The organism is Chitiniphilus eburneus, from assembly GCF_005048205.1.
Taxonomy (GTDB): domain Bacteria; phylum Pseudomonadota; class Gammaproteobacteria; order Burkholderiales; family Chitinibacteraceae; genus Chitiniphilus; species Chitiniphilus eburneus.
The window spans coordinates 100468-121688 of the sequence record NZ_SUMF01000007.1; the positions used below are offsets into that span (position 1 = coordinate 100468).

Below are 21221 nucleotides of genomic sequence, written 5' to 3' on the forward strand. Positions count from 1 at the left end.
CAAATCCTGGTTGATCAAAACAGCGCTTCGAGCAAAGCGAGGCCCCCTTGCGGTGGCAAGGGCGGGGGGAATGGAATCGATCAAGGTGAGCCGGTGCCGGCAGCGCGCCATGCCCGCGCGCGCGGCTTTGCCGGGGGCTTGATTCCAGTTTCGCCATCCCCCTTATCGCAAGCAATGACTCAGGCGAACAGGCGCAACGCGGATACCGATCCCGGGGCGATGCCGCGATCATCCATCGTGGCATACAGCCGCGCCAGTTGACGGCGGATATTGTCCAGGCTGGCCGCGGCCAACGGCCGGCCGTTGTCGTCCACCAGCGTGCCGCCCAGGCTGCCCGCCAGTTGCTGGGCAAAATCGGACAGGTAGTCGAACACCGCCAGGCCGCCCGCGACGCGCGGCACGTCAAACAGCAGCCTCAATCCTTCCGACGTCGGCCCCAGCGGGCCCTGATTCTGGTTGGACAACGCGAACAGCGTCTTGCCCGAATCGCTCTTGTAGACGAAGGTGCCGTCGGACGCGCGGCTCAGCCCGGCGTTTTCCGCCAGCAATCGCACGCGCTCCAGCGGGAACGGCCGGCCGGCCGAGGCGACATTGAGGCCGATCAGCACATCGACGGACGCGCAGAATTCGTCCAGTTCGCGCGCGGCGGCCAGTTTGGCGGCGCGCTGCGGAAAGGTGGCGATGGCGTCGTGCGCATCGGCAAACTGCTGCACCGCCATGCAGAAGGCGTTCAGTTGCTCGCCGCTCAACGCGCCCTGGCGGTCGGCCAGTTGCAACGCGATGCGCAGTTCGCTGTAGCTGGCGCCGCTGCTGGTGCTGACCTGTTCCCAGTGTTCGCTCTCGGTCCGGCCGATGGACTGGTTGCGCTTGGGTGCAGGAAAGCGTGGCACGTCGCTGGCGGGAATGTTCTCGCGGGCGTGCACTTCGGCGATGAAGTCGAGCGCCGGATCGAGCAGGCTTTCGGCCAGCGCATCGCTGTCATCATCGTCGCGCTGGCGCGGCACGACGGGCGCCGCCGCGGGTTCCGCATCGTACTGCGGTGCAAACTGCGGCGCGGTGTACTGTGGCTCGGCCGGCTCCGGCGGGGCCATGGTCGAAGTGGGGGAAACCGGCGGCTCGAAGCGCGTGGGCTCGTCCAGCGCCGGTTCGAAGCGCTCGCCGCCGCGCACCATGTTCTTGGGGGTATCCATCAGCACGTCGGGCTGATTGCGGGCAAATGCGCGTTGCGTGTTCTTGCGGTAGCGGTATTCCTGCCACCAGTTGAAGAGGTAGACGGCACCGACGATGGCACCGGCCACGATCAACGATCCAAGCTGCAAATCTGTCATGTTCTCTGGCTCTGGCCGTTGGCTGAAACGGCCCTGTTCATCAGTATGGGTTGCATTCAATCACAAGCGCTGCTTGCTTCAAAGCGCTGATTCCTGTCGGCATTCACTGACTGCAATTCAAATCGAGCGGTTCCCGGGGTGCGATCGCCGTATCGGCAAACAGCGGAATGGCGCCGACACGCTGCATTGCGGTACGCGCGGCCGGCCAGCCGTCGGCCATACCAGCGTAGACAACGATGCGCCCCGCTCCCGGCGCGGCGTGCTGCGTGGCACGCTGCAACAACGCCAGTGTCCTGGCCGGATCGACCGCGCCGATGATCAGGGGTCGCCCCGCCTTAGTGAGGTCGGCGCGGGTTTCGGCCACCTGGGCATCGTCCAGTCGCAGATCGCGCAGCACGATCATGCCATCGTGTTCGTCGCCACCGGGGATGCTCGCATCCGCCAGGACCTCCATGCCCCGTGCCAGATAGCGTGCCATCACTTGGCAGGGGTCGTCGGCGCAGGCCAGCGCGGGCAGCGCATACAACGCGGAAATCAGCAGGAGGCATCGCAACATGGGGGCTCTCAGGCAGTGGCCGGTTCGCGCATCGACAGCGCTTCTTCGATATCGACGGCCACCACGCGCGATACGCCCTGTTCCTGCATCGTCACGCCCACCAGTTGGCTGGCCATTTCCATGGTCAGGCGGTTGTGGCTGATGTAAAGGAACTGCGTGCGCTCGGCCATCTTCTTCACCAGGCTGCAAAAACGCAGCGTGTTGGCGTCGTCCAGCGGCGCGTCCACCTCGTCCAGCAGGCAGAACGGCGCCGGGTTCAGGCGGAACAGCGAGAACACCAGGCTCAGCGCCGTCAGCGCCTTCTCACCGCCCGACAACAGGTGGATGGTGCTGTTCTTCTTGCCCGGCGGCTGCGCCATGATGGTGAGCCCGGCATCCAGGATTTCCTCACCGGTCAGCACCAGTTCGGCATGGCCGCCACCGAACAGCGTGGGAAACAGCTCTTGCAGGTTGCCGTTCACGGTGTCGTAGGTTTCCTGAAGCAAGGCGCGCGTTTCGCGATCGATGCGGCGGATGGCGTTTTCCAGCGTTTCGATGGCTTCGGCCAGGTCGGCCGACTGGGCATCCAGATATTGCTTGCGTTCACGCGCGGCGTTCAGTTCTTCCAGCGCAGCCAGGTTCACCGCGCCCAGCCCGTTCAGCGCTTGCCCCAGGCGACCGATCTCGGCCACCAGCGCGCCCACTTTCAGGCCGGTGCCCAGTTTTTCGCGCAGCGTCGCTTCGTCGGCGCCCGCCTCGCTCAGTTCCTGAGCAAAGCGCTCGGCGGCCAGCCGGGCCTCCTGTTCCTTCAGGCGCAGGGCGTTCACCGCCTCGCGTGCCGGTTCCAGCCCGGCTTCGATCCGCTGCTTGTCGCCTTCGCGCTCGCGTAGCTGGTTGGTCAACCCGTTGAGCCGATCACGCGTGGCGGCCAGCGCGCGTTCCTTTTCAGCGCGCGCATTCACCGCGTCCTGGAAGCCGACGTCGAACTGGCCCTCGTCGACGTTTTCCAGTTCCAGCGCCAGCGTTTCCTGGCGCTCCGCCAACCGTTCGCGCTGTTCGTCCAGATCGCCGCCGCGCCGCGCCAGTTCGGCCAGCTTCTGGTCGGCAGTCTGTACCGCGAAGCGGGTTTCCTGGGCACGGCGTTCGGCCTGGCGCAAGCGGCTGCGCTGCAGCTCGCACGCCGATTCGGCCTCGGCCCGCGCCAGCCGCGCATTGTCGAGCCCATCTTCCAGCGGCGCCAGTTCGTCTTCCGCTTGCAGACGGCGTTCTTCGCACTCCAGGCTGGCAACCGTTTCGTCCTCCAACTGGATTGCCAGTTGCGCCAGTTCGTCGGCCAGTTGCTCGTGCCGGCGCGCGGCCTGCTGGCTGGCTTCGTCGCGGCGCGCCAGTTCGCGTTCGTGCCGGGCCAGTGTCTGCTGCGCGGTCTGCACCTGCTGCCGCGCCGTTTTCAGGCCACCCTCCGCGTCGGCCAGCGCTTGTGTGGCATGGCCCACGGCAGCTTCGGCATCGGCCAGCGCAGGGCGCAGGGTCGCCAGTCGCTCGCGGATGTGTTCCAGTTCGGCGCGGCGCGCCACCAGGCCGGCCAGATTGCCATCAGCGGCGTGGTAGACGATGCCGGCACGGTCGACCAGATGGCCGTCGCGCGTGGCCAGCCGCTGGCCAGGCGCCAGATCGGCGCGGCGTGCCAGCGCATCGGCCAGCGATTCGGCGCACTCCACGCCGGCCAGCCAGTCGTCCAGCGCGCCGCCGGCGACGGCATCATTACAGGTGATCTTGTCGCGCAACCCGCCGCGTACCGCGAGCGGCGCCACCGGCAAGGCCAGCGCCAATGCGGCCGGCGCCGCGGTTTCGGGCGCGGCGCCGGCAAGGCGCGCCTGCAAGCGTGCGCCCAGTGCGGCCTCCAGTGCGGTTTCCCAACCCGGTTCCACGCGCAGGGTATCGATCAGCGTGGCTGCTTCCGTCAGCCCTTGCGCCGCCAGCCACGGCGTCATTTCGCCGGTGTCAGCTGCCTGTGTCAGTTCGCTCAGGGCGGCTTCGCGCGCGGACAGCGTGGCCAGTTCCAGCAACAGCGCTTCGCGCGCGCCACGGGCATCGTGCTGGGCGGTGCGTGCTTCATCCAGGCGGGTTTCGCCTTCCGCCTGCGCCAGCGTGCCCGTTTCCAGCGCCAGCGCGGCGGCTTCGCGTTCCAGTGCCAGGGCTTCGCGCTCGGCATCGTGTTCGGGCGCCAGTTGCGCGCGTTCGCTTTGCAGGCGCAGCTGGCGGTCGCGCAATTGCGCGATGGCGCGCTCCAGGTGCTGCGCTTGCTGGCGCGACAACTGAACGGTATTGCGCGCCGTGGTCAGCCGCTCGCGCACACTGGCGAAATCGTCGTCCGCCGCCTTGAGCGCGGCTTCCAGTTCCGGCAGGCGCTGGGTTTCCTCATCCAGCGCCAGCGCGCTTTCCTCGGCCGCGTACTGCGCCTCTTCCTGGCGGCTGCGCCAGGTTTCCAGTTCGTCGCCGGCCGCGCGGCCCTGGCTGTCCAGCCGGCCCAACTCGGCGCGGGTTTCGTCCAGTTGCTGCGTAAGGCGATCACGTGTCTGTTTCAGGTGCAGCAGTTGCTGCTCCAGCCGCGCCACGGCGGCATTGGCGTCGTACAACTCGCCTTGTGCCTGGTGCACGGCATCGCTGGCGGCGAAGTGGTCTTCGCGCAGTTGTTCCAGCTCGGCTTCCAGTGCGCGCAGGTCCGCCAGTTGCGATTCCAGCGCGTTCTGCGCGGCATCGATGTCGCGCCGCGCGGCTTCCACTTCGCGCGCGGCATCCAGCTTGCGTTGCAGCGCCAGCAGGTTCTGCCTTTCGGTCACGGCGTCTTTCAGCCGGTTGTATTCGGCGGCGACCTCGGCCTGGGTTTCCAGTTTGCCGATCTGGCGCTCGAGTTCCTGCACGATGTCGTGCACACGGTCCAGGTTGTCGCGCGTGTCGGCCAGCCGCGCCTCGGTTTCGCGGCGGCGCTCCTTGTATTTGGAAACGCCGGCCGCTTCCTCCAGGAAGTGGCGCAGTTCTTCGGGCTTGGCTTCGATGATGCGGCTGATCATCCCCTGCTCGATGATGGCGTAGCCGCCTTTACCAACGCCAGTGCCGAGGAACAGGTCGGTGATGTCGCGTCGCCGCACTTGCAGGTTGTTGATGTAGTAGCTGGATTCGCCCTGGCGCGTCAGCACGCGCTTGATGCTGATTTCGGCGTACTGGCTCCATTGCCCCGCCGCCAGGCCGGCCGCGTTGTCGAACACCAGTTCCACCGAAGCCCGGCCCACCGGCTTGCGCGCGCCGGAGCCGTTGAAGATCACGTCCTGCATCGATTCGCCGCGCAACTGCTTGGCGGACGATTCGCCCAGCACCCAGCGCACGGCGTCGATCACGTTGGATTTGCCGCAGCCATTGGGGCCACAGATCGCGACCAGTTGCCCCGGTACGTACACCGTGGTCGGATCGACGAAGGATTTGAAGCCGGCGAGTTTGAGATGGGTGAGGCGCACGGGCGGGAGGGTGGCGGATGAGTGCGGCGATTGTAGCGGCCCCGGCGTCGCACGGCACGCGGGCGGTCCGGCGAAGACGATGAAAGGGGCACGAAACCGTGTCCCTTTTGCCGCCCTGCCCCGGAAGCCAGCCCGTCAGCGGTGCGTGGGCGCAGGCTCAGGTATTGCTGATGACGATCTTGGGGAACCGGGACGAAAAATCCTGCGCCTTGATTGCAATGCGCGCGGCCACTTTCTGCGCGATCTCGCGGTAGGTGGCGGCAATGCGGCCGTCCGGGTCGGCTACCACGCTGGGCCGCCCACTGTCGGCATTCACGCGGATCGACAGATCCAGCGGCAGTTGCCCCAGCAGTTCGGTGCCATAGTCCGCGCTCATCCGCGCCGCGCCACCTTCACCGAAGATGGGCTCGGCGTGGCCACAGTTGCTGCAAATGTGCACGCTCATGTTTTCGACGATGCCGAGGATGGGCACGCCCACTTTTTCGAACATCTTCAGGCCCTTGCGTGCATCGAGCAGTGCAATGTCCTGCGGCGTGGTCACGATCACCGCGCCGGTGAGCGGCACTTTCTGGCTGAGCGTGAGCTGGATGTCGCCGGTGCCGGGTGGCAGGTCGATCAGCAGGTAGTCCAGTTCGCCCCACAGCGTATCGTTCAGCAACTGTGTCAGCGCCTGGGTCACCATCGGGCCACGCCAGACCATGGGCTGCTCGGCATCGATCAGGAAGCCGATCGACATGGTCTTGATGCCATGGTTTTCGATGGGTTCGATGTGCTTGTTGTCGGGAGACACCGGCTGCCGCCCTTCCACACCGAGCATGGTCGGTAGCGACGGGCCGTAGATGTCGGCATCCAGCAGGCCGACCCGGGCGCCTTCGGCGGACAATGCCAGCGCGAGGTTGGCGGCAGTGGTCGATTTGCCGACCCCACCCTTGCCCGAGGCGACGGCAATGATGTTGCGGATGCCGGAAAGCAGCGGCAGGCCGCGCTGCGCCGCGTGCGCCACCACCTGGCTGCTGACCGCCACCTGGACACCGGTCACGCCCGGCACGGCGCGCAGTGCCGTCTCGACCTGGGCCGCGACCTCACCATGGCGGCTGGCCGCCGGATAACCCAGCACGATCTCGACGCTGACCGCGCCATCGTCGTTCTTCAGGTTGCGCACGCATTTGGCGGATACGTAGTCACGCTGGGTGAGCGGATCGACAAGCTGCGCCAGCGCGGCTTGCAGGGCGGAAAGATCGGGCATGGATGGACCTCGTTGCGGGGCGGCCTTGCGGCCGAACAGGCGGGATAACAGGGGAATGGGGGGCATTGTACAACCGCAGGTGCGGGCACCGCGCAACGCTTTCAACGACGCCGGACATGAAAAAGGCGCGGCCAGGGCCGCGCCAGCGCTGCCGCGACGGTGCCTTACTTCTTCTTCAGGCAGTCGCTCATGAACTTCTTGCGCTCGTCGCCCTTGAGCGATTTGGCACTGGCTTCCTTGTTGCAGTAGCCCATTTTGTCCTGCTGGCTGGTGGGCTTGGCGGCGGAATCCTTCTTCAGGCATTCGCTCATGAATTTCTTGCGCTCGTCGCCCTTGAGCGACTTGGCACTGGCTTCCTTGTTGCAGGTGGCCATCTTGTTCTGCTGGTCGGTGGCCGCTTGCGCGCCACTGGCCAGGGTCAGGCCCGCCACCAGCGCCAACAGGGCGGAAATCGATTTCATAGTGTGGACTCCACATTGGGGGATAAGGACAACGCACTCATGATAGCCGCGAGTAAGCAGGGTTTCCGCGTGTCGCAGCCCACAGGCCGGCCGGCGAAGTCGGATGTTCCGCACCGCCCCTCTTGCGAACCGACACACCGCTGCGTCCACGCGCTGGCGCTTGCAGGTTCACGCGGGGGACTGCAACGGGCCCACGATGTCAGATGCAAGATGCCCCGGTACCCCAGCGCAGCAAGGCACCCTCGCGGCGGCGAGGGCGGGGGGAGTGGAATCGATCAGGGGAGTACCGTTGCCGGCAAACCACGGTTGAGCCGCCCCCGGCTCCACCGGGGGCTTGCTGCGACCTGATCCGTACCCATGCCCGCAATAACACCGGCACTCAGAAGGGGTTGCCCAGCGTGACGTAGTAGCGCATCTGGTGGTTGTCCCCCCACGCCATGCCCAGGTAAAACGGCCCCAGGAAGGTTTCCATGCCCAGGTAGCCGACCAGCGAGTAGTGCCAGCCTTCGAAATCACTCAACGAGCGGCTGGTTTCGCTCTGGTCCACGTTGCCCACTTCAAGCGCGCCGCCCAGGTAGGTGCCCTTGCCGCTTTCCGAGAACAGCTTCACCGGGCGGTACAGCGCCAGCCGGCCGTAAATGAACTGGTCGCCGAGCAGTTCCTGGTAATGGTAGCTCGACAGGTTGAGGAAGCCACCCAGCCAGCGCGGCTCGCTCAGGCCGGAATCGCCCTCGCGCATGACCTGGCCGCGCAAGGCGGCATGCCCGCCGAAGTCGCCCACTTTGAAGCCATGCGTCACCTCCAGGCCATAACGACCGTATTGCTGGAAGCCGTCGTTGAGATCGATGGTGACCGGGCCCGCCTCGGTGCGGATCGTGATCGGATCCACGGTGGTCTTGCCTTCCAGCGCCTCATAGCCATACAGGTGCACCATGGTGCCGCTGGTGGGGAAGTTCAGGTTGTCGAGCTGGTCGTAGAACAGGTTGAAGCGAATGCCCCAATCCCATTGATCGCCGCTGGGCAGGATATTCGATCCCACCTGCCGGGTCAGGCGGTAGAAGTTCACCTCGGGGCCGAGGCGCATTTCGCCGTAGCGCGCCCACGATGAACCGAAGTCCAGGCCGAACTGGCTGTGGGTGTAGCTGTATTCGGCCGCCTGCTCGCCGTTATCCCACAACGCGATGGGGCTGTTCGACAGGTTCAGGCGCGGCGCAACGAAGGCATAGCCGTCGATCTGCAACGGCTGGTAGAACTCGGTGGCCAGCAGGTTCTTGTCGCCGACGGATACCAGCGCCTGGAACTCGCCGCCCAGGCTGTTGATCCACGGACGGCGGTAACGCACCGTCAGGCTGTAGGGGTTGGATCGGTCAAAGTCGGTGCCCAGCGCCAGCCCGAAGTTCAGGTAGTTCGGGCCCCAATCCTTTTCCAGCGGCGTGAGGGTGAGCATCTGGCCGGAGCCGCGATCGGACAGCGAGTAATCAAGCTGCGAAAAATCACCGCGCGCATAGACTTCCGCCAGTCCGGAAACGAAGCGGTTTTCATCGAGCAGCTCGCCACTCTTCACATCCAGCGCTTTCTCCAGCACCTGGGGGTTGACGTACTTGAGCTTGGCGACCTCGACCCCGACGATGGGTTTGGGATGCAGCCGTTTTTCGGCATAGGCCGTTTGCCAGGCCTGGTAGCTTTCGGGCGATACCGCATAACGCCGCAAGCGGTCGAGCGATTTGCGCGCGGTGCGTTCGCCCAGCGCGATGAAATCCTTTGCCTTGGCGAAGTCCGAACTGTTCAGGTCGGCCAGATCCGGGGTGAGCAGCAGGTCCAGGTCGGTCAGGCTGCCGATCTGTGGCCGCTGGTTCTGCAGGATCATCAGCCGGGTGTACTGGTCGGCCACGCTGAAGATGTTGCCGATGGCGTCACGCTTGAGCGGTGGCGAAGCCACGTCCACCGCGATCACCACGTCCGCACACAGTTCGCGCGCCACGTCCACGCCCAGGTTGCGGGACAGGCCGCCATCGGCCAGCAGGTGGCCGTCGCGCGTCACCGGCGGGAACACCCCCGGCACGGCCATGCTGGCGAGCATGGCGGACACCAGATCACCCTCTTTCATCACCACCATTTCGCCGTTTTCCAGATCGGTGGCAATGGCGCGGTACGGTACGGGCAACGCGTTGAAATCGGGCACGGTGCCGGAGTAGGTCAGGCGGCGCAGAAAGAGTTCGATCTTCTGGGTATTGATCGCCGACTTGGGCAGCGACACCACGCCGGCATCCGATACACCGATGTCCACCGGCAGCAATGCCAGTTGATCGGCCTGCTTCTGGCGGAACGAGTTGAGCTGGCGCGGCAGGCTGGAGCTGAGCAGATCGTCCCAGGCCGCCGTATCCACGCGCTCGGCCAGATCCTCGGCAGTTCGCCCCGAGGCAAAGCTGCCCGCCACCAACGCGCCCATGCTGGTGCCCACCACGCAATCGATGGGAATGTGCTCCTCTTCCAGCACCTTCAACACGCCGATATGCGCCAGCCCGCGGGCGCCGCCACCGCCCAGCACCAGCCCGATGCGCGGCCGGGTGGGCTCTTTCGCAGGGACGACACCGGCGATCATCGCGCAAAGGATGCCAATGACGATCTTCTTCACAGCCTCGCCCCCTTGAGCGATATGTCTACAATTGGATGATGATCGAAAGACAATTCGATCCGCATCGAAAGCAACGTCGCTCCCATGCCAGTGTCAGACTTGACGCTGCATGACGTGACGTCAAGTCAACCCGGTCGGGAGTGTAGCGGATTCATGCGACTCATCGCACACAGGGGGCTGAGCCGCAGTGCCCCCGAAAATACCCTTGCGGCATTCGCCAGCGCCTTATCCGTCGGCTTTCACGGCATCGAGACGGATGTACGCCTCTCCTCCGAAGGCGAGCTGATCCTGTATCACGACCGCATCTCGCGCCTGGGCCTGCCGGTGGCGGCAATGACGCGCGCGGAGTTGTCCCAGTCCGAAGGCTATCTGGTGCCGACGCTGACCGAAGCGCTCGACGCCTTTCCGGACGCGCTGTGGAACATCGAGCTGAAAGCCGCGGCGGCGGCGGTGCCGTTGATGGCGCTACTCAAGCAGATGAGTGGCCGGCGGCAGGTGATCGTGACCTCGCTGCGCCATGAACTGATGCCAGTGGCGGCGGAAACGCTGCAATTCGAATGCGGCCTGATCGTCTGGCATCGCCCCATCGCGCTCAACAGCCTGCTGTACGCCGCCATGCCCCACCAGCGGCTGCGCATCCTGGTCTGGCACTACGAGGCCATGGACCTGACGCTGTTGCAGCAGGCGAACGCGCTGGGCTTTCGCAACTACATCTTCGGCGCACAGAACCAGCACGAGCACGCGATGTGCGCCGAACTGGGCATGCATGGCGTGATTACCGATTACCCCGAATTCGTCGGCCTCGATTGCGCGCCGTCGTTGCAGTGAAGCACAACGCCTGAGCGCACCAAGCGCCGCTGACGAAACCCAGCGCAGCGGTTCTGGCAAGAAGCGCGAAACGCAGACAGTACCAGGCGTACGGCAAGTTCGCGCGACGCCGCCAGAAGGGTTTTGTCAGCGGTGCCAACCGCTAACGCCCGGCACAGGGCGCAACAACAAGAGATACACGATGCTTGCATTCGAATTCGCGGTGGTGCTCGGCGCCATCCTGATCGGCGCGCGCCTGGGCGGCATCGGGCTGGGCGTGATGGGCGGCCTGGGCCTGGCCGTGCTCACCTTCGGCTTTGGCCTGCGCCCCACCAGCGCGCCGATCGACGTGCTGCTGATGATCGTCGCCGTCATCACCGCCGCCGGTACGTTGCAGGCCGGCGGCGGCATGGATTACCTAGTGCGCCACGCGGAGCGCCTGCTGCGGCGGCACCCTACCCGCATCACGTGGTTCGCCCCGCTGGTGACGTATGCCTTTACCCTGTTCGCCGGCACTGGCCACGTCGCCTATGCGGTGTTGCCGGTGATCGCGGAGGTGGCGCGCGAAGCCGGCGTGCGCCCGGAGCGGCCGCTGTCCATCTCGGTGATCGCTTCGCAGGCCGCCATCACCGCCAGCCCGATCTCCGCCGCCACCGTGGCGCTGCTGTCGTTGCTGGGCGGCGACATCCACCTGTCCGACATCCTGATGGTGGCGATTCCCGCCACGCTGGCTGGCGTGATGGCAGGCGCGCTGGTCGCCAGCCGGCTGGGACGCGAACTGGACGACGATCCGGCCTACCAGGCGCGGCTGGCCAGCGGCGACGTAGCGCCCCGCCATCTGACCGACAGCACCCCCTTGCCGCCACATGCACGCCGCTCGGTGATCCTGTTCCTGGCCGCCGCGCTGGCGGTGGTGCTGCTCGGATCATTTCCGGACCTGCGCCCGGCATGGCCGGTAAACGGGGAAATGACGGCACTGGATATGGCAAGCGCCATCGAGATCGTGATGTTGTCGGCCGCCGCGCTGATGCTGCTGCTCTGCCGCGTGAACCCGGATGCCGTAGTGCGTGGCACCGTCTTTCGCGCCGGCGCCGCCGCGGTGATCGGTATCTTCGGCATCGCCTGGATGGGCGATACGTTCATCGAGGCCAATATGGCGTTCTTCTCCAGCGAGATCCACGCCAGCGTGGCGCGCGCGCCGTGGCTGTTCGCGCTGGCGCTGTTCGCGATGTCGATCCTGTTGTATTCCCAGGCCGCCACCATCCGCGCGCTGCTGCCGCTGGGTATCGGCCTCGGCCTGCCCGCCGCCTCGCTGATCGCCATGTTTCCCGCCGCGAACGGCTATTTCTTCATTCCCAACTATCCCACCCTGATCGCCGCGATCAACTTCGATGCCACCGGCACCACACGCATCGGCCGCTGGCTGCTGAACCACAGCTTCATGCTGCCCGGCCTGACCAGTTGCGCCGTCTCGGTGGCCTGCGGCTTCGCCCTTGCCCATTGGTGGCTTTAGGGCGTGTCATCCAATGTTTCGCGGCAGCGCTGGGCCGAAAAAGCACCAGGCCGAAGGACAAAGGCCGCCTGACGCGCTTCGCTTCACGCCGGCCTTCGATCCATGATCCGTGCTCGAAGGCCCGCCCAGCACCGCGCCCGCAGCGGGCGCCCATTCGTGCCGACGCCGTGCCGATGTGACGAATTACCCCTGACGCAACCCTGCGCGATCGGAAAAGTCCGACAGGCATCGTGCGCGTCGCTGCGCACACCATGAAGGCCGTCGATCATGCAACCCGCGCGCATGCCTGTCCAAGCCCTTGCCCACTCGAACCAGCCGCAGCAGCAATACGCCGTTCCGCCCCGCGCGGCGCAGCGTAGCGGCGCGTTTTCCGGCATCCTGGCCGAGATGCTGACCACCGACGCCGCCCCCATGCACGCCGAGCCGCATCGCTCGCCGGAAAACGCCGGGCGCGCCCTGGCAGGCGGTACCAGCGACGATGGCTCCACCCGGCAATGGCTGATGCAGCGCCAGGCGCAAGACAGCGCGCCGTCCCAGACACCCTCGCCTCGCGCCGCCAAGGGCTACGACGCGACAATGAGCGCCGGTGGGGCGCGCATCGACCTGCGCGCCTGAGCGCCACCTCGTTCCGGCCTTAATGACCGCTGCCGAGTCGCCGTAACGAATCGGCCAGCTCCGCCACGCGGCGACGGGTTTCGTCCACCAGCAGATTGATTTCCCCCGCCGATTCGGCCGAGCGCGTCGCCAGCTTGCGTACTTCGTCGGCCACCACGGCAAAGCCGCGCCCCTGTTCCCCGGCGCGTGCCGCCTCGATCGCCGCGTTCAACGACAGCAGGTTGGTCTGGCTGGCAATGGCATCGATCACCGAGACAATGTTGCTGATCTGGTCGCTGGAGGCCAGCACCTGCTTCATCGCCACGTTGGTTTCTTCCACCGCCTGCATCCGGGCGGTGATGTCGGTGCCATCCATCAACACCTTGCGTAGCTTGCCGTCCTGATCCTGCACCGGTGTGAACGACGCCCCCAGCCATAGCTTGCTGCCTTCCGGACAGGTCAGCGGAAATTCGGTGACGAGAAACTCGCCGGCCGACAGCCGCCGTAACTGCTCCGCATCCAGAATGCGGGTATACGGCGGCATGTGGGCGCGCACATCCTCGTAGCTCTTGGCGCGGAAGTGCTCGATCAGGTAGGGGCTGGCCTCGGTGAGCGTGCCATCCACCAGCCATTCCGCCACGGCGTCCGAGCGGCCGATGGCTTCCAGCCGCACATTGAACTCCACCGCCTTTTCCTTGGTGTCGGTGATGTTGGCCTGGATCGAGATGAAGCGTTCCAGCTTGCCCTTGTCGTCGAACACGGGGTTGATCGCCAGCGAGATCCAGTACGGCTTGCCGTGACGGTCGTAGTTGAGGATTTCGTCGTGAAACGGCTGGCGCGCTGCCAGCTTTTGCCGGATACGGTCCACCGTGGCGCGATCGGTACGTTCGCCCTGCAACAGCGAACCGGGTTTCTTGCCGCGCATGTCGTCCAGCGTAAAGCCGGTCATGCGCACGAAGCCGGGGTTCACGTATTCCACGCGGCCTTCGGCGTCGGTGATGATCACCGCATTGTCGGTTTCGTTGGCCACCAGCGACAGCAGGCGGAACTGCTCGCGCCGTGCCACTTCGTCGGTCACGTCCTTGAGAAAGGCGGTGTAGAGGATACGCCCCTCCAGCTCCACCCGGGATAGCGCCAGCGAGCCCCAGCGCTTCGTACCGTCCTTGCGCTCGATCGGTACTTCGCGGGTGGTCCCGACGATCTTGTCCTGCCCAGTGCGACGATTGGCATTCACATATTCGTCATGGTTGGGCTGGATACCGCGCGGCACCAGCATCTTGACGTTCTGCCCCACCACCTCGGCGCGACCATAGCCCCACAGACGCTCGGCCGCAGCGTTGAAGAAGGTGACGAGGTTGTTCTCGTCGATCATCACCACCGCGTCCAGCGCCTGCTCCAGCGTCTGGTTGATGGTTTCGCGGGCGGTACGCTCGCGGGTGATGTCCTTGACGAAGGCGGTGTAGGAAATGCGATGGCCCACCTTCACCTTGGAGAGCGACAGGTTGGCCCAGACCCGCGTACCGTCCTTGCGCTCCAGCGTAATGTCGCGGCTGGTACCGACGATCTTGTCCTGCCCGGTGCGGCGGTTGGCGTCCACGTATTCGTCATGGTTGGGCTGGATGCCGCGCGGCACCAGAACCTTGACGTTGCGCCCCAGCACCTCCTGTCGTGAATATCCCCACAACCGTTCGGCGGCGCCGTTGAAGAAGGTGATGTTGTTGTCCGGGTCGATGCTGACCACCGCATCGATGGCCTGCTCCAGCACCTCCCGTAAGTTTTCTGTGCCACCGAGCGCCACCCGGCCCAACATTCTGCGCATGCTGATCATGATGTCATCCTGTGAAGTTGACGTTGTGGATCGTTTTTCTTTCGGCGTGGCACGCAGCGGCCGCCTGCTCTGACGCGGCTTCTATGTCGAATCGCTTAGCAATGAAATTCGTACAACGTCAGCCAAAAATAAATCCATGCAGACATGTATGACGACGAATGGCGGGCCATCCGCAAGAATGGGGTCGCCGGGTATACTGGGCCGCCCCACTTTCCGCCATTGCAGCCGGACCCTTTGTGAAACGACACCGACTAGGCAGCGTGCTCGCCCTTTCTTTCGCCGCCACCGCCGTGGTGGTGGCTGCCACGGTGTCATTGCTGCTGGGTGAAATGGCCAGCGATCACAGCCGGCGCCGCATCGCCCAAGAACTGGAAGAACTGGCCAGCCAGTTGCGCGATCGCCTGGATTCCGGCCTGGGCGAACGCCTGCACGACATGCAGTTGATCGCCGCCATGGAACGTGCCGGCGAGCCTTCGCCGCGGCGCGGTGCCGAACGCTTTGTACTGGAAAGCCTGAAGACGTCGTTTTCGCAATATGCGTGGATCGGCTTTGCCGATATCGACGGCCAGGTGCTGCATGCAACGGGGGGAATGCTGGAAGGCGTGAATGTCAGCGAGCGCCCCTGGTACCAGGGCGGGCTGCAAGGCCCGTTCGTGGGTGACGTGCACGAGGCCAAGCTGCTGGCCAAACTGCTGCCCGCCCCCGCCAGCGGGGAGCCGCTGCGTTTCGTCGATGTGGCCGCACCCGTGATCGGCCCCGACGGCACCGTGGAGGGCGTGCTGGGTGCGCACCTGTCCTGGGAATGGGCACACCACGTCGTCCAAAGCACCTTCCGCATCGCAGGCAAGACCCGCGGAATGGAAACCTTCATTCTCAGCCGCGACGGCAAGGTATTGCTGGCGCCGCCGGGCAAGGAAAAGGAAACCATGCCCGATCTGGGCGGTGCGTCGTCGCGAATCGCGCGCTGGTCCGACGGCCACCCCTATCTCACCGCGACCAGCGTTTCCACCGGCTTCGGCAACGACTATCACGGCCTGGGATGGCAGGTAGTGGTGCGACAACCGGTGGAGGCAGCGTTCCAGCCGATCCGCCAGTTGCAGTGGGCCATCCTGCTGGGCGGCGCCGTTGCGGCGCTGATCTTCGCGGTATTGGGCATGTGGCTGGCACGCGTGCTGGCAAAGCCGTTGCTGGAACTGGCCAGCGCGGCGGATCGCCTGCGGCATGGCGAGCACGATGTGCGGATTCCCGATGCCAACCAGTATCGCGAGGCGGCCCGGCTGTCGGCGTCGTTGCGGCACCTGGTGGCAAGCCTGACCAACAAGAGCGCCAAGCTGGCGGCGCTGAACGCATCGCTGGAGGAACAGGTGCACGATCGCACCGAAATGCTCGACCGCGCCAACCAGCACCTGCTGGGCACCTTGCAGGAACGCGAAATGCTGGTGCAGCGGCTGGAGGAACTGGCCAATACCGACAGCCTGACCGGCCTGCTCAATCGCCGCGCCTTCTTCGAGCGCGCCGATCAGGAACGGCGCCATGCCGAGCGCGGCGGTACATCGCTGGCGGCCATCGCGCTCGACATCGATTTCTTCAAGCGAGTGAACGATCAACACGGACACGCGGTGGGCGATCAGGTGTTGCAGGCACTGGCCCGCACCTGCCATCTCACCTTGCGCGAGGTGGATCTGATCGCCCGTTTCGGCGGCGAGGAGTTCATCCTGCTGCTGCCCGACGCCTCCCTGGCCGACGGCATCCGGGTTGCGGAACGCCTGCGCCAGGCCATCGCCGCGCTGCGAATTCCCTTGCCCGACACGATGCTGGGCATCACGGTCAGCCTGGGCGTGGCGGTGCATCGCCATGGGCTGGCGCTGGACGCACTGCTCACCCAGGCGGACCACGCACTCTATGCCGCCAAGCGCAATGGCCGCAATCGGGTGGAATATCTGCCGGAAGAGATGGCGGGGCAGGACGCCGCGTCGGGCTAGGGCGCGTCATCCAATGTTTCACGACAGCGTTCGGTGCAGTTCGGGATGCCGCGCAAGGAGGTGGACGCGCCGCGGTATGGATACCGCAAGCGGCCGGCGACGCCGCGCGGCGCCCGAAATGCACCGAACCCACAGCGCTGCCGCGAAACATTGGATGACACGCCCTAAGGCGAATCGGCGTTCAAGCACGGGGTGAATCGGCCCGTGGCTCGGCGAAGATACGCGGGCACGACGTCGCTTTCCGCTGCGCATGCCGCGCCCCCGGTCAATGCACCTGCGGCCCCGCCGATCCGGTGCCGTGGCCACTGAACAACTGCGCCACGTCCACCGGGTCGAAGTGATACGGCTTGCCGCAGAACTCGCAGGTCACGTCGATCTCGCCCTTTTCCGCGAGCACCTGGTCCACCTCGTGCTGGCCCACCATCTTCAGCATGCTGCCCACCCGCTCGCGCGAGCAGGTGCAGGCGAAACGCGGTGCCACGGGGTCGAACACGCGCACCTGCTCTTGGTGGAACAGCCGGTAGAGCGTTTCGCGCACCGGCAGGTCGAGCAGTTCGTCGGCGGTGATCGTTTCCGACAGCTTCTGCACCCGCTCCCAGGCATCCGGATCGCCCAGGCCGGCCGGCATTTTCTGCACCAGCAGGCCCGCCGCGCGCTCACCCCGGCTGCTCAGCCATAGGCGGGTTTCCAGTTGCTCCGAGCGTTCCATGTAGTGCTCGATGATCTCGGCCACGCTCTGGCCCGGCTCGAAGCCGACGATCCCCTGGTAGGTTTCACCGTCGGTGGGTTCGAGCGTGATGGCGAAACGTCCGCGCCCCAGCAGTTCGGCCAGCGACACGTCAGGCACCTCTCCTTCCCAGCGCGCGGTGGCGCGCAGCGTCGTTTCGCTGGTGCACTCCACCACGATCAGCTTGACCGCGCCAGTACCGTGCAGCTGCATGATCAGCGTACCGTCGAATTTCAGCGTGGCCGACAGCAGCGTGGCGGCGGCCAGCAGTTCGCCGATCAGCGTCCGCAGCACCGGCGGGTAATCCTGGCGCGCCAGCACTTCCTTGAAAGTGGCATCCAGTTGCACGATCTCGCCGCGTACCGGCGCATCGTCGAAAAGAAATCGTTCCAGGGTATCGGTCATGTATCGGGTTCCATGTCGGGCGGGATCGCCGGGCGATCCGCAGGCAGGTGTGGCGCGGCGCTCAATCGACCAGCAGGCTGCGGTGGATCTTCACCACCGCCTTGCGGATCGGCCCCGGTTCGCCGCTGGCGCAACAGGGACGGTGCAGTTCGCCGGGAAAGAACACCAGGAACATGCCGGGGTCGAGATCGATGAAGGCTTCGCGCGCCGGTGGCGTGTAGAAGGCGATATCGTGGCTGGCCCGCCGATCTTCCAGTAGCTGCTCGCTACCGTCGGGCAGCGCCACGCCGTAACGCTCACGCCCCGACAGCAACAACTGGATGTCCGCGTGCTCGACGTGCGCTTCCGGCCGCTTCTGCTCCGCCGGGCCGGTGAGCGGCGTTTGCAACAGCAGCGCGATGCGTTCGCCCTCCAGCGGGTAGCGCCCCGCCGCCAGCGTATCGAGCGGCATGGTTTCCAGCAGGGTCAGCGCGCGGTTGATCGCGGCCGGATAGTGCGCGGGGTGCGCGCGCCAGTGGTTCAGGTTGCCCAGGATCATGCTTGCTTCAGCTCCAGCGTATACAGCGTGAGCGGCAGGCTGGAGCTGACATCGAACGCGCAGCCGGCTTCGATGCCGATGCGTGCGATGTCGGCGGCGGTCAGATCCGGTCGCTCGTAGACGGCGTGCATGGCGCCGATGGCGTAGTCGCGGCCACTGCCGATGCCCCAGAAGCGCTCGAATTCATAGACCTCACGCAACGAGTAGACCCCGAAGATGCCATGCGGGTTGGCCAGCAACACCGTCATCTGGCTGGATTCGTAGGGGTCGTCTTCTTCCTCCTCGGTCTTGAGGTAGAAGTCTTCCTTCAACTTGGGATGCAGTTTGCGAAAGCTCTCGAAGATACCGGCGCGGTCGCTGAAATCCAGGTTCTTCAGCTTTTTCAGCGCGGCCTGCATCACCAGGTCGTGCGCGGCGCTGCCAGAAATCGAGAAATAGCCGCCATGGGCTTCGAAAATCTTGTTCCACTTGGCGTCGAATCCCGCGCCCAGCGCGGTATCGCCAAAGGTGGACTGGCTGTCGGCCGCGATTGCGACCTGATTGTTCTTCTTGACGACGACAACAGTGGTCACCGGGTTTCCTTGCTTTGAAAGATGATGATGCGGGCCGCCGGGCCCGACGGCTCAACGACGTTCGTCCTCGATCAGCGCCACCAGCCGCGCCAGCGCATGGCGCACCGTGGCGGCACGCACCGCAGCGCGGTCGCCACCGAACTGCTGCCGCTCGGTGACGATGCCAGTGGGCGTGGCCCAGGCGAACCACACCGTGCCGACGGGCTTGTCGGCGCTGCCGCCATCCGGCCCGGCCACGCCGGATACCGCTACCGCGTATTGCGCGCCGGCACGCTCGCAGGCGCCCTGCGCCATCGCCGCCGCCACCGGCTCGCTGACCGCGCCCAACCCCTGGATAAAGACGGGCGGTACGTCCAGCATGTCGATCTTGGCGAGGTTGGCGTAGGTGACAAAGCCGCGCTCGAACCACGCCGAGCTGCCGGGCACGTCGGTGATCGCACCGGCAATCAGGCCGCCAGTGCATGACTCCGCCGTGGTCACGGTGGCGCCGCGCGCCGCGAGCAGGCAGCCCAGTTCGGCCGCCAGGGCAAAGGTATCGTGCATCAGTCGATCGGCATCTGCGCGCTGGGCACCTTCAGGAAGTGCTCGCGGTAGAACTTGAGTTCGTCGATGGATTCGTGGATATCGGCCAGCGCGGTGTGCTTGCCCTGCTTCTTGAACATCTTGTGCACTTCGGGCCGCCAGCGACGGCACAGTTCCTTGAGCGTCGAGACATCCAGGTTGCGGTAGTGGAACCAGGTTTCCAGCTCTGGCATCCAGCGCACCATGAAGCGCCGATCCTGGCAGATGGAGTTGCCGCACATCGGGCTGGCGTTCTTGGGAACGTATTGCTCCAGGAAGGCCAGGGCCTGCGTCGTCACCGCCGCCTCGTCCAGCGTTGATTGCTTCACCCGGTCGATCAGGCCGGAGCGGCCATGGGTGCCCTTGTTCCAGTCGTCCATGCCGTCGAGAACCTCGTCCGGCTGGTGTACGGCCCAGACCGGGCTTTCCGCAACGATATTGAGGTGGGTATCGGTAATGACGATGGCCAGTTCGATGATGCGATCCTGCTGCGGGTCGAGCCCGGTCATTTCCATGTCGAGCCAGATCAGGTGGTTTTGGTCTTGCGGCATGCTGGCCTCAGATTGAATGCGAAAGCGCCATTCTAGCATCGGCGCCCGCGCGCTCAGCGGCAGCAGCGGACACGGAGCGCCGCCCGCGCTGTGCCATAATCGCCCCTTTCCCCGTAAGCTGCCGTTCCCGAGCACCTCATGACCGCCCACCAGTTTTCCGCCCTGTTCGTCTTCGCCCTCTTCGCCAGCGTGCTGCTGCAACTGTGGCTGGCCCAGCGCCACGCCAACCACGTGCGCCGCCATCGCCAGGCCGTGCCGGCGGAATTCGCCGAATCGATCACCCTGGCCAGCCACCAGCGCGCGGCCGACTACACGGCAGCCAAGGTGAAGTTCGGCATGATCGTCACCGTGTTCGAAGCCATCGTGCTGGCTGGCTTCACGCTCGGCGGCGGGATCGAATGGCTGATGGATGTGGCACAAGACTGGTTCGGGCCGGGCATCCTGTCCGGTGTGGCGATGATCGCGCTGCTGGGCCTCGTCAACGCCGCGCTGTCGCTGCCGTTCTCGTGGCATTCCACGTTCGGCATCGAAGCGCGCTTCGGCTTCAACCAGACCACCCCCCGCCTGTTCCTGGCCGATCTCGCCAAGAGCGCGCTGCTGGCCGCCGTGCTGGGCCTGCCGCTGGTGGCCGGCGTGCTGTGGCTGATGACGCGGATGGGCGATGCGTGGTGGCTGTGGGTATGGGCCGCCTGGGTGGCGTTCACCTTCGTCATGATGTGGATCTTCCCCACCTGGATCGCGCCGCTGTTCAACAAGTTCGAGCCGCTGCCGGACGAAGCCCTGCGCAGCCGCATCGAATCGCTACTGTCGCGCTGCGGCTTCAAGGCCGCCGGCATCTTCATGATGGATGGCTCCAAGCGCTCCAGTCACGGCAACGCCTACTTCACCGGATTCGGCAAGACCAAGCGCATCGTGTTCTTCGATACCCTGCTCAAGCAGTTGAGCGGCGACGAGATCGAAGCCGTACTGGCCCACGAATTGGGCCACTTCAAGCGCCGCCACATCATGCAGCGCATGATCTGGACCTTCGCGCTGATGCTGGGTCTGCTGTGGCTGCTGGCGCAATTGATGCACGAGCCGTGGTTCTACCAGGGCCTGGGCGTGCAGAGCGCCAATACCGCCACCGCGTTGACGCTGTTCTTCCTGGTACTGCCGGTATTCACCTTCCTGTTCGGGCCGCTGGGCTCGTGGCTGTCGCGCAAGCACGAGTACGAGGCGGATGCCTTCGCGGCGGCCGAAACGCGCGCCGGCGACCTGATCGCCGCGTTGGTGAAGCTGTATCGCGACAACGCGGCCACGCTGACACCCGACCCACTGCATAGCGTGTTCTATGACAGCCATCCGCCCGCCGCACTGCGTATCGCGGCGCTGAAAAGGCAGATGTAACGAAGCCGGCCCGGCGAGCGGCGCTACAGGTGATAACGAA

General features: G+C 65.5%; 17 protein-coding genes. 5 read left to right on the plus strand and 12 right to left on the minus strand.

Annotation, left to right across the window (positions count from 1 at the left end):
• Window positions 1–179 precede the first annotated feature (179 nt).
• The 6 genes from FAZ21_RS08855 to FAZ21_RS08880 all read right to left on the minus strand — a co-directional run bounded on the left by FAZ21_RS08855 (window position 180) and on the right by FAZ21_RS08880 (window position 9717).
• Complete coding sequence (locus FAZ21_RS08855) at window positions 180–1328, minus strand: cell division protein ZipA C-terminal FtsZ-binding domain-containing protein (RefSeq protein ID WP_136773055.1); 1149 nt, start codon at window positions 1326–1328, stop codon at window positions 180–182.
• 103 nt (window positions 1329–1431) lie between these two features.
• Entirely contained in the window at window positions 1432–1884 is a 453-nt protein-coding gene (locus FAZ21_RS08860; RefSeq protein WP_136773057.1) for a hypothetical protein, read from the minus strand.
• 8 nt (window positions 1885–1892) lie between these two features.
• Window positions 1893–5375: a chromosome segregation protein SMC gene (smc, locus tag FAZ21_RS08865; protein ID WP_136773059.1), complete on the minus strand. Its 3483-nt coding sequence runs from the start codon at window positions 5373–5375 to the stop codon at window positions 1893–1895.
• Between the two features lie 157 nt (window positions 5376–5532).
• Complete coding sequence (gene apbC / locus FAZ21_RS08870; RefSeq protein WP_136773061.1) at window positions 5533–6621, minus strand: iron-sulfur cluster carrier protein ApbC; 1089 nt, start codon at window positions 6619–6621, stop codon at window positions 5533–5535.
• Between the two features lie 164 nt (window positions 6622–6785).
• Window positions 6786–7082 (minus strand): PsiF family protein, encoded by a 297-nt coding sequence (locus tag FAZ21_RS08875; RefSeq protein ID WP_136773062.1) that lies wholly within the window; start codon window positions 7080–7082, stop codon window positions 6786–6788.
• Between the two features lie 379 nt (window positions 7083–7461).
• Complete coding sequence (locus FAZ21_RS08880; protein WP_136773064.1) at window positions 7462–9717, minus strand: patatin-like phospholipase family protein; 2256 nt, start codon at window positions 9715–9717, stop codon at window positions 7462–7464.
• A gap of 153 nt (window positions 9718–9870) precedes the next feature.
• Here FAZ21_RS08880 and FAZ21_RS08885 point away from each other — a divergent pair, with 153 nt between their 5' ends.
• The 3 genes from FAZ21_RS08885 to FAZ21_RS08895 all read left to right on the plus strand — a co-directional run bounded on the left by FAZ21_RS08885 (window position 9871) and on the right by FAZ21_RS08895 (window position 12652).
• Entirely contained in the window at window positions 9871–10545 is a 675-nt protein-coding gene (locus tag FAZ21_RS08885; protein ID WP_169307311.1) for a glycerophosphodiester phosphodiesterase, read from the plus strand.
• Between the two features lie 181 nt (window positions 10546–10726).
• Window positions 10727–12037: an anaerobic C4-dicarboxylate transporter family protein gene (locus tag FAZ21_RS08890; RefSeq protein ID WP_136773068.1), complete on the plus strand. Its 1311-nt coding sequence runs from the start codon at window positions 10727–10729 to the stop codon at window positions 12035–12037.
• A gap of 282 nt (window positions 12038–12319) precedes the next feature.
• Window positions 12320–12652, plus strand: coding sequence for a hypothetical protein (locus FAZ21_RS08895; protein WP_136773070.1), 333 nt, complete (start codon window positions 12320–12322; stop codon window positions 12650–12652).
• Window positions 12653–12671: 19 nt separating this feature from the next.
• On the opposite strand, the gene FAZ21_RS21055 is transcribed toward FAZ21_RS08895, so the two are convergent.
• Complete coding sequence (locus tag FAZ21_RS21055; RefSeq protein WP_373279533.1) at window positions 12672–14450, minus strand: PAS domain S-box protein; 1779 nt, start codon at window positions 14448–14450, stop codon at window positions 12672–12674.
• Window positions 14451–14719: 269 nt separating this feature from the next.
• On the opposite strand from FAZ21_RS21055, the gene FAZ21_RS08905 reads away from it, so the two are divergent.
• Window positions 14720–16441: a sensor domain-containing diguanylate cyclase gene (locus FAZ21_RS08905; RefSeq protein WP_169307312.1), complete on the plus strand. Its 1722-nt coding sequence runs from the start codon at window positions 14720–14722 to the stop codon at window positions 16439–16441.
• A 265-nt stretch (window positions 16442–16706) separates the two neighbouring features.
• On the opposite strand, the gene hslO is transcribed toward FAZ21_RS08905, so the two are convergent.
• From hslO to orn, 5 genes are all read right to left on the minus strand, one after another.
• Window positions 16707–17573, minus strand: a complete 867-nt coding sequence (gene hslO / locus FAZ21_RS08910; protein ID WP_136773074.1) for an Hsp33 family molecular chaperone HslO — start codon at window positions 17571–17573, stop codon at window positions 16707–16709.
• 61 nt (window positions 17574–17634) lie between these two features.
• Window positions 17635–18111, minus strand: a complete 477-nt coding sequence (locus FAZ21_RS08915; protein WP_136773076.1) for a NanQ anomerase/TabA/YiaL family protein — start codon at window positions 18109–18111, stop codon at window positions 17635–17637.
• A complete protein-coding gene (locus FAZ21_RS08920; RefSeq protein ID WP_136773078.1) occupies window positions 18108–18683 on the minus strand; it encodes an Ntn hydrolase family protein in 576 nt (191 codons plus the stop codon). The genes FAZ21_RS08915 and FAZ21_RS08920 overlap by 4 nt, the downstream gene beginning before the upstream one ends.
• 51 nt (window positions 18684–18734) lie before the next feature.
• Window positions 18735–19226: a CinA family protein gene (locus FAZ21_RS08925; RefSeq protein ID WP_136773080.1), complete on the minus strand. Its 492-nt coding sequence runs from the start codon at window positions 19224–19226 to the stop codon at window positions 18735–18737.
• Window positions 19226–19795 (minus strand): oligoribonuclease, encoded by a 570-nt coding sequence (orn, locus tag FAZ21_RS08930; RefSeq protein WP_136773082.1) that lies wholly within the window; start codon window positions 19793–19795, stop codon window positions 19226–19228. The genes FAZ21_RS08925 and orn overlap by 1 nt, the downstream gene beginning before the upstream one ends.
• 138 nt (window positions 19796–19933) lie before the next feature.
• Between orn and FAZ21_RS08935 the strand changes: the two genes are divergently transcribed.
• Window positions 19934–21181, plus strand: coding sequence for a M48 family metallopeptidase (locus FAZ21_RS08935; RefSeq protein ID WP_136773083.1), 1248 nt, complete (start codon window positions 19934–19936; stop codon window positions 21179–21181).
• The last annotated feature ends 40 nt before the right edge of the window (window positions 21182–21221 follow it).

Bases quoted from the DNA above. Each gene is read 5' to 3' on its own strand.
- FAZ21_RS08855 (WP_136773055.1), bottom strand. From the start codon at position 1,328: ATGACAGATTTGCAGCTTGGATCGTTGATCGTGGCCGGTGCCATCGTC.
- FAZ21_RS08860 (WP_136773057.1), bottom strand. From the start codon at position 1,884: ATGTTGCGATGCCTCCTGCTGATTTCCGCGTTGTATGCGCTGCCCGCG.
- apbC (WP_136773061.1), bottom strand. From the start codon at position 6,621: ATGCCCGATCTTTCCGCCCTGCAAGCCGCGCTGGCGCAGCTTGTCGAT.
- FAZ21_RS08875 (WP_136773062.1), bottom strand. From the start codon at position 7,082: ATGAAATCGATTTCCGCCCTGTTGGCGCTGGTGGCGGGCCTGACCCTG.
- FAZ21_RS08885 (WP_169307311.1), top strand. From the start codon at position 9,871: ATGCGACTCATCGCACACAGGGGGCTGAGCCGCAGTGCCCCCGAAAAT.
- FAZ21_RS08890 (WP_136773068.1), top strand. From the start codon at position 10,727: ATGCTTGCATTCGAATTCGCGGTGGTGCTCGGCGCCATCCTGATCGGC.
- FAZ21_RS08895 (WP_136773070.1), top strand. From the start codon at position 12,320: ATGCCTGTCCAAGCCCTTGCCCACTCGAACCAGCCGCAGCAGCAATAC.
- FAZ21_RS21055 (WP_373279533.1), bottom strand. From the start codon at position 14,450: ATGCGCAGAATGTTGGGCCGGGTGGCGCTCGGTGGCACAGAAAACTTA.
- hslO (WP_136773074.1), bottom strand. From the start codon at position 17,573: ATGACCGATACCCTGGAACGATTTCTTTTCGACGATGCGCCGGTACGC.
- FAZ21_RS08915 (WP_136773076.1), bottom strand. From the start codon at position 18,111: ATGATCCTGGGCAACCTGAACCACTGGCGCGCGCACCCCGCGCACTAT.
- FAZ21_RS08925 (WP_136773080.1), bottom strand. From the start codon at position 19,226: ATGCACGATACCTTTGCCCTGGCGGCCGAACTGGGCTGCCTGCTCGCG.
- orn (WP_136773082.1), bottom strand. From the start codon at position 19,795: ATGCCGCAAGACCAAAACCACCTGATCTGGCTCGACATGGAAATGACC.
- FAZ21_RS08935 (WP_136773083.1), top strand. From the start codon at position 19,934: ATGACCGCCCACCAGTTTTCCGCCCTGTTCGTCTTCGCCCTCTTCGCC.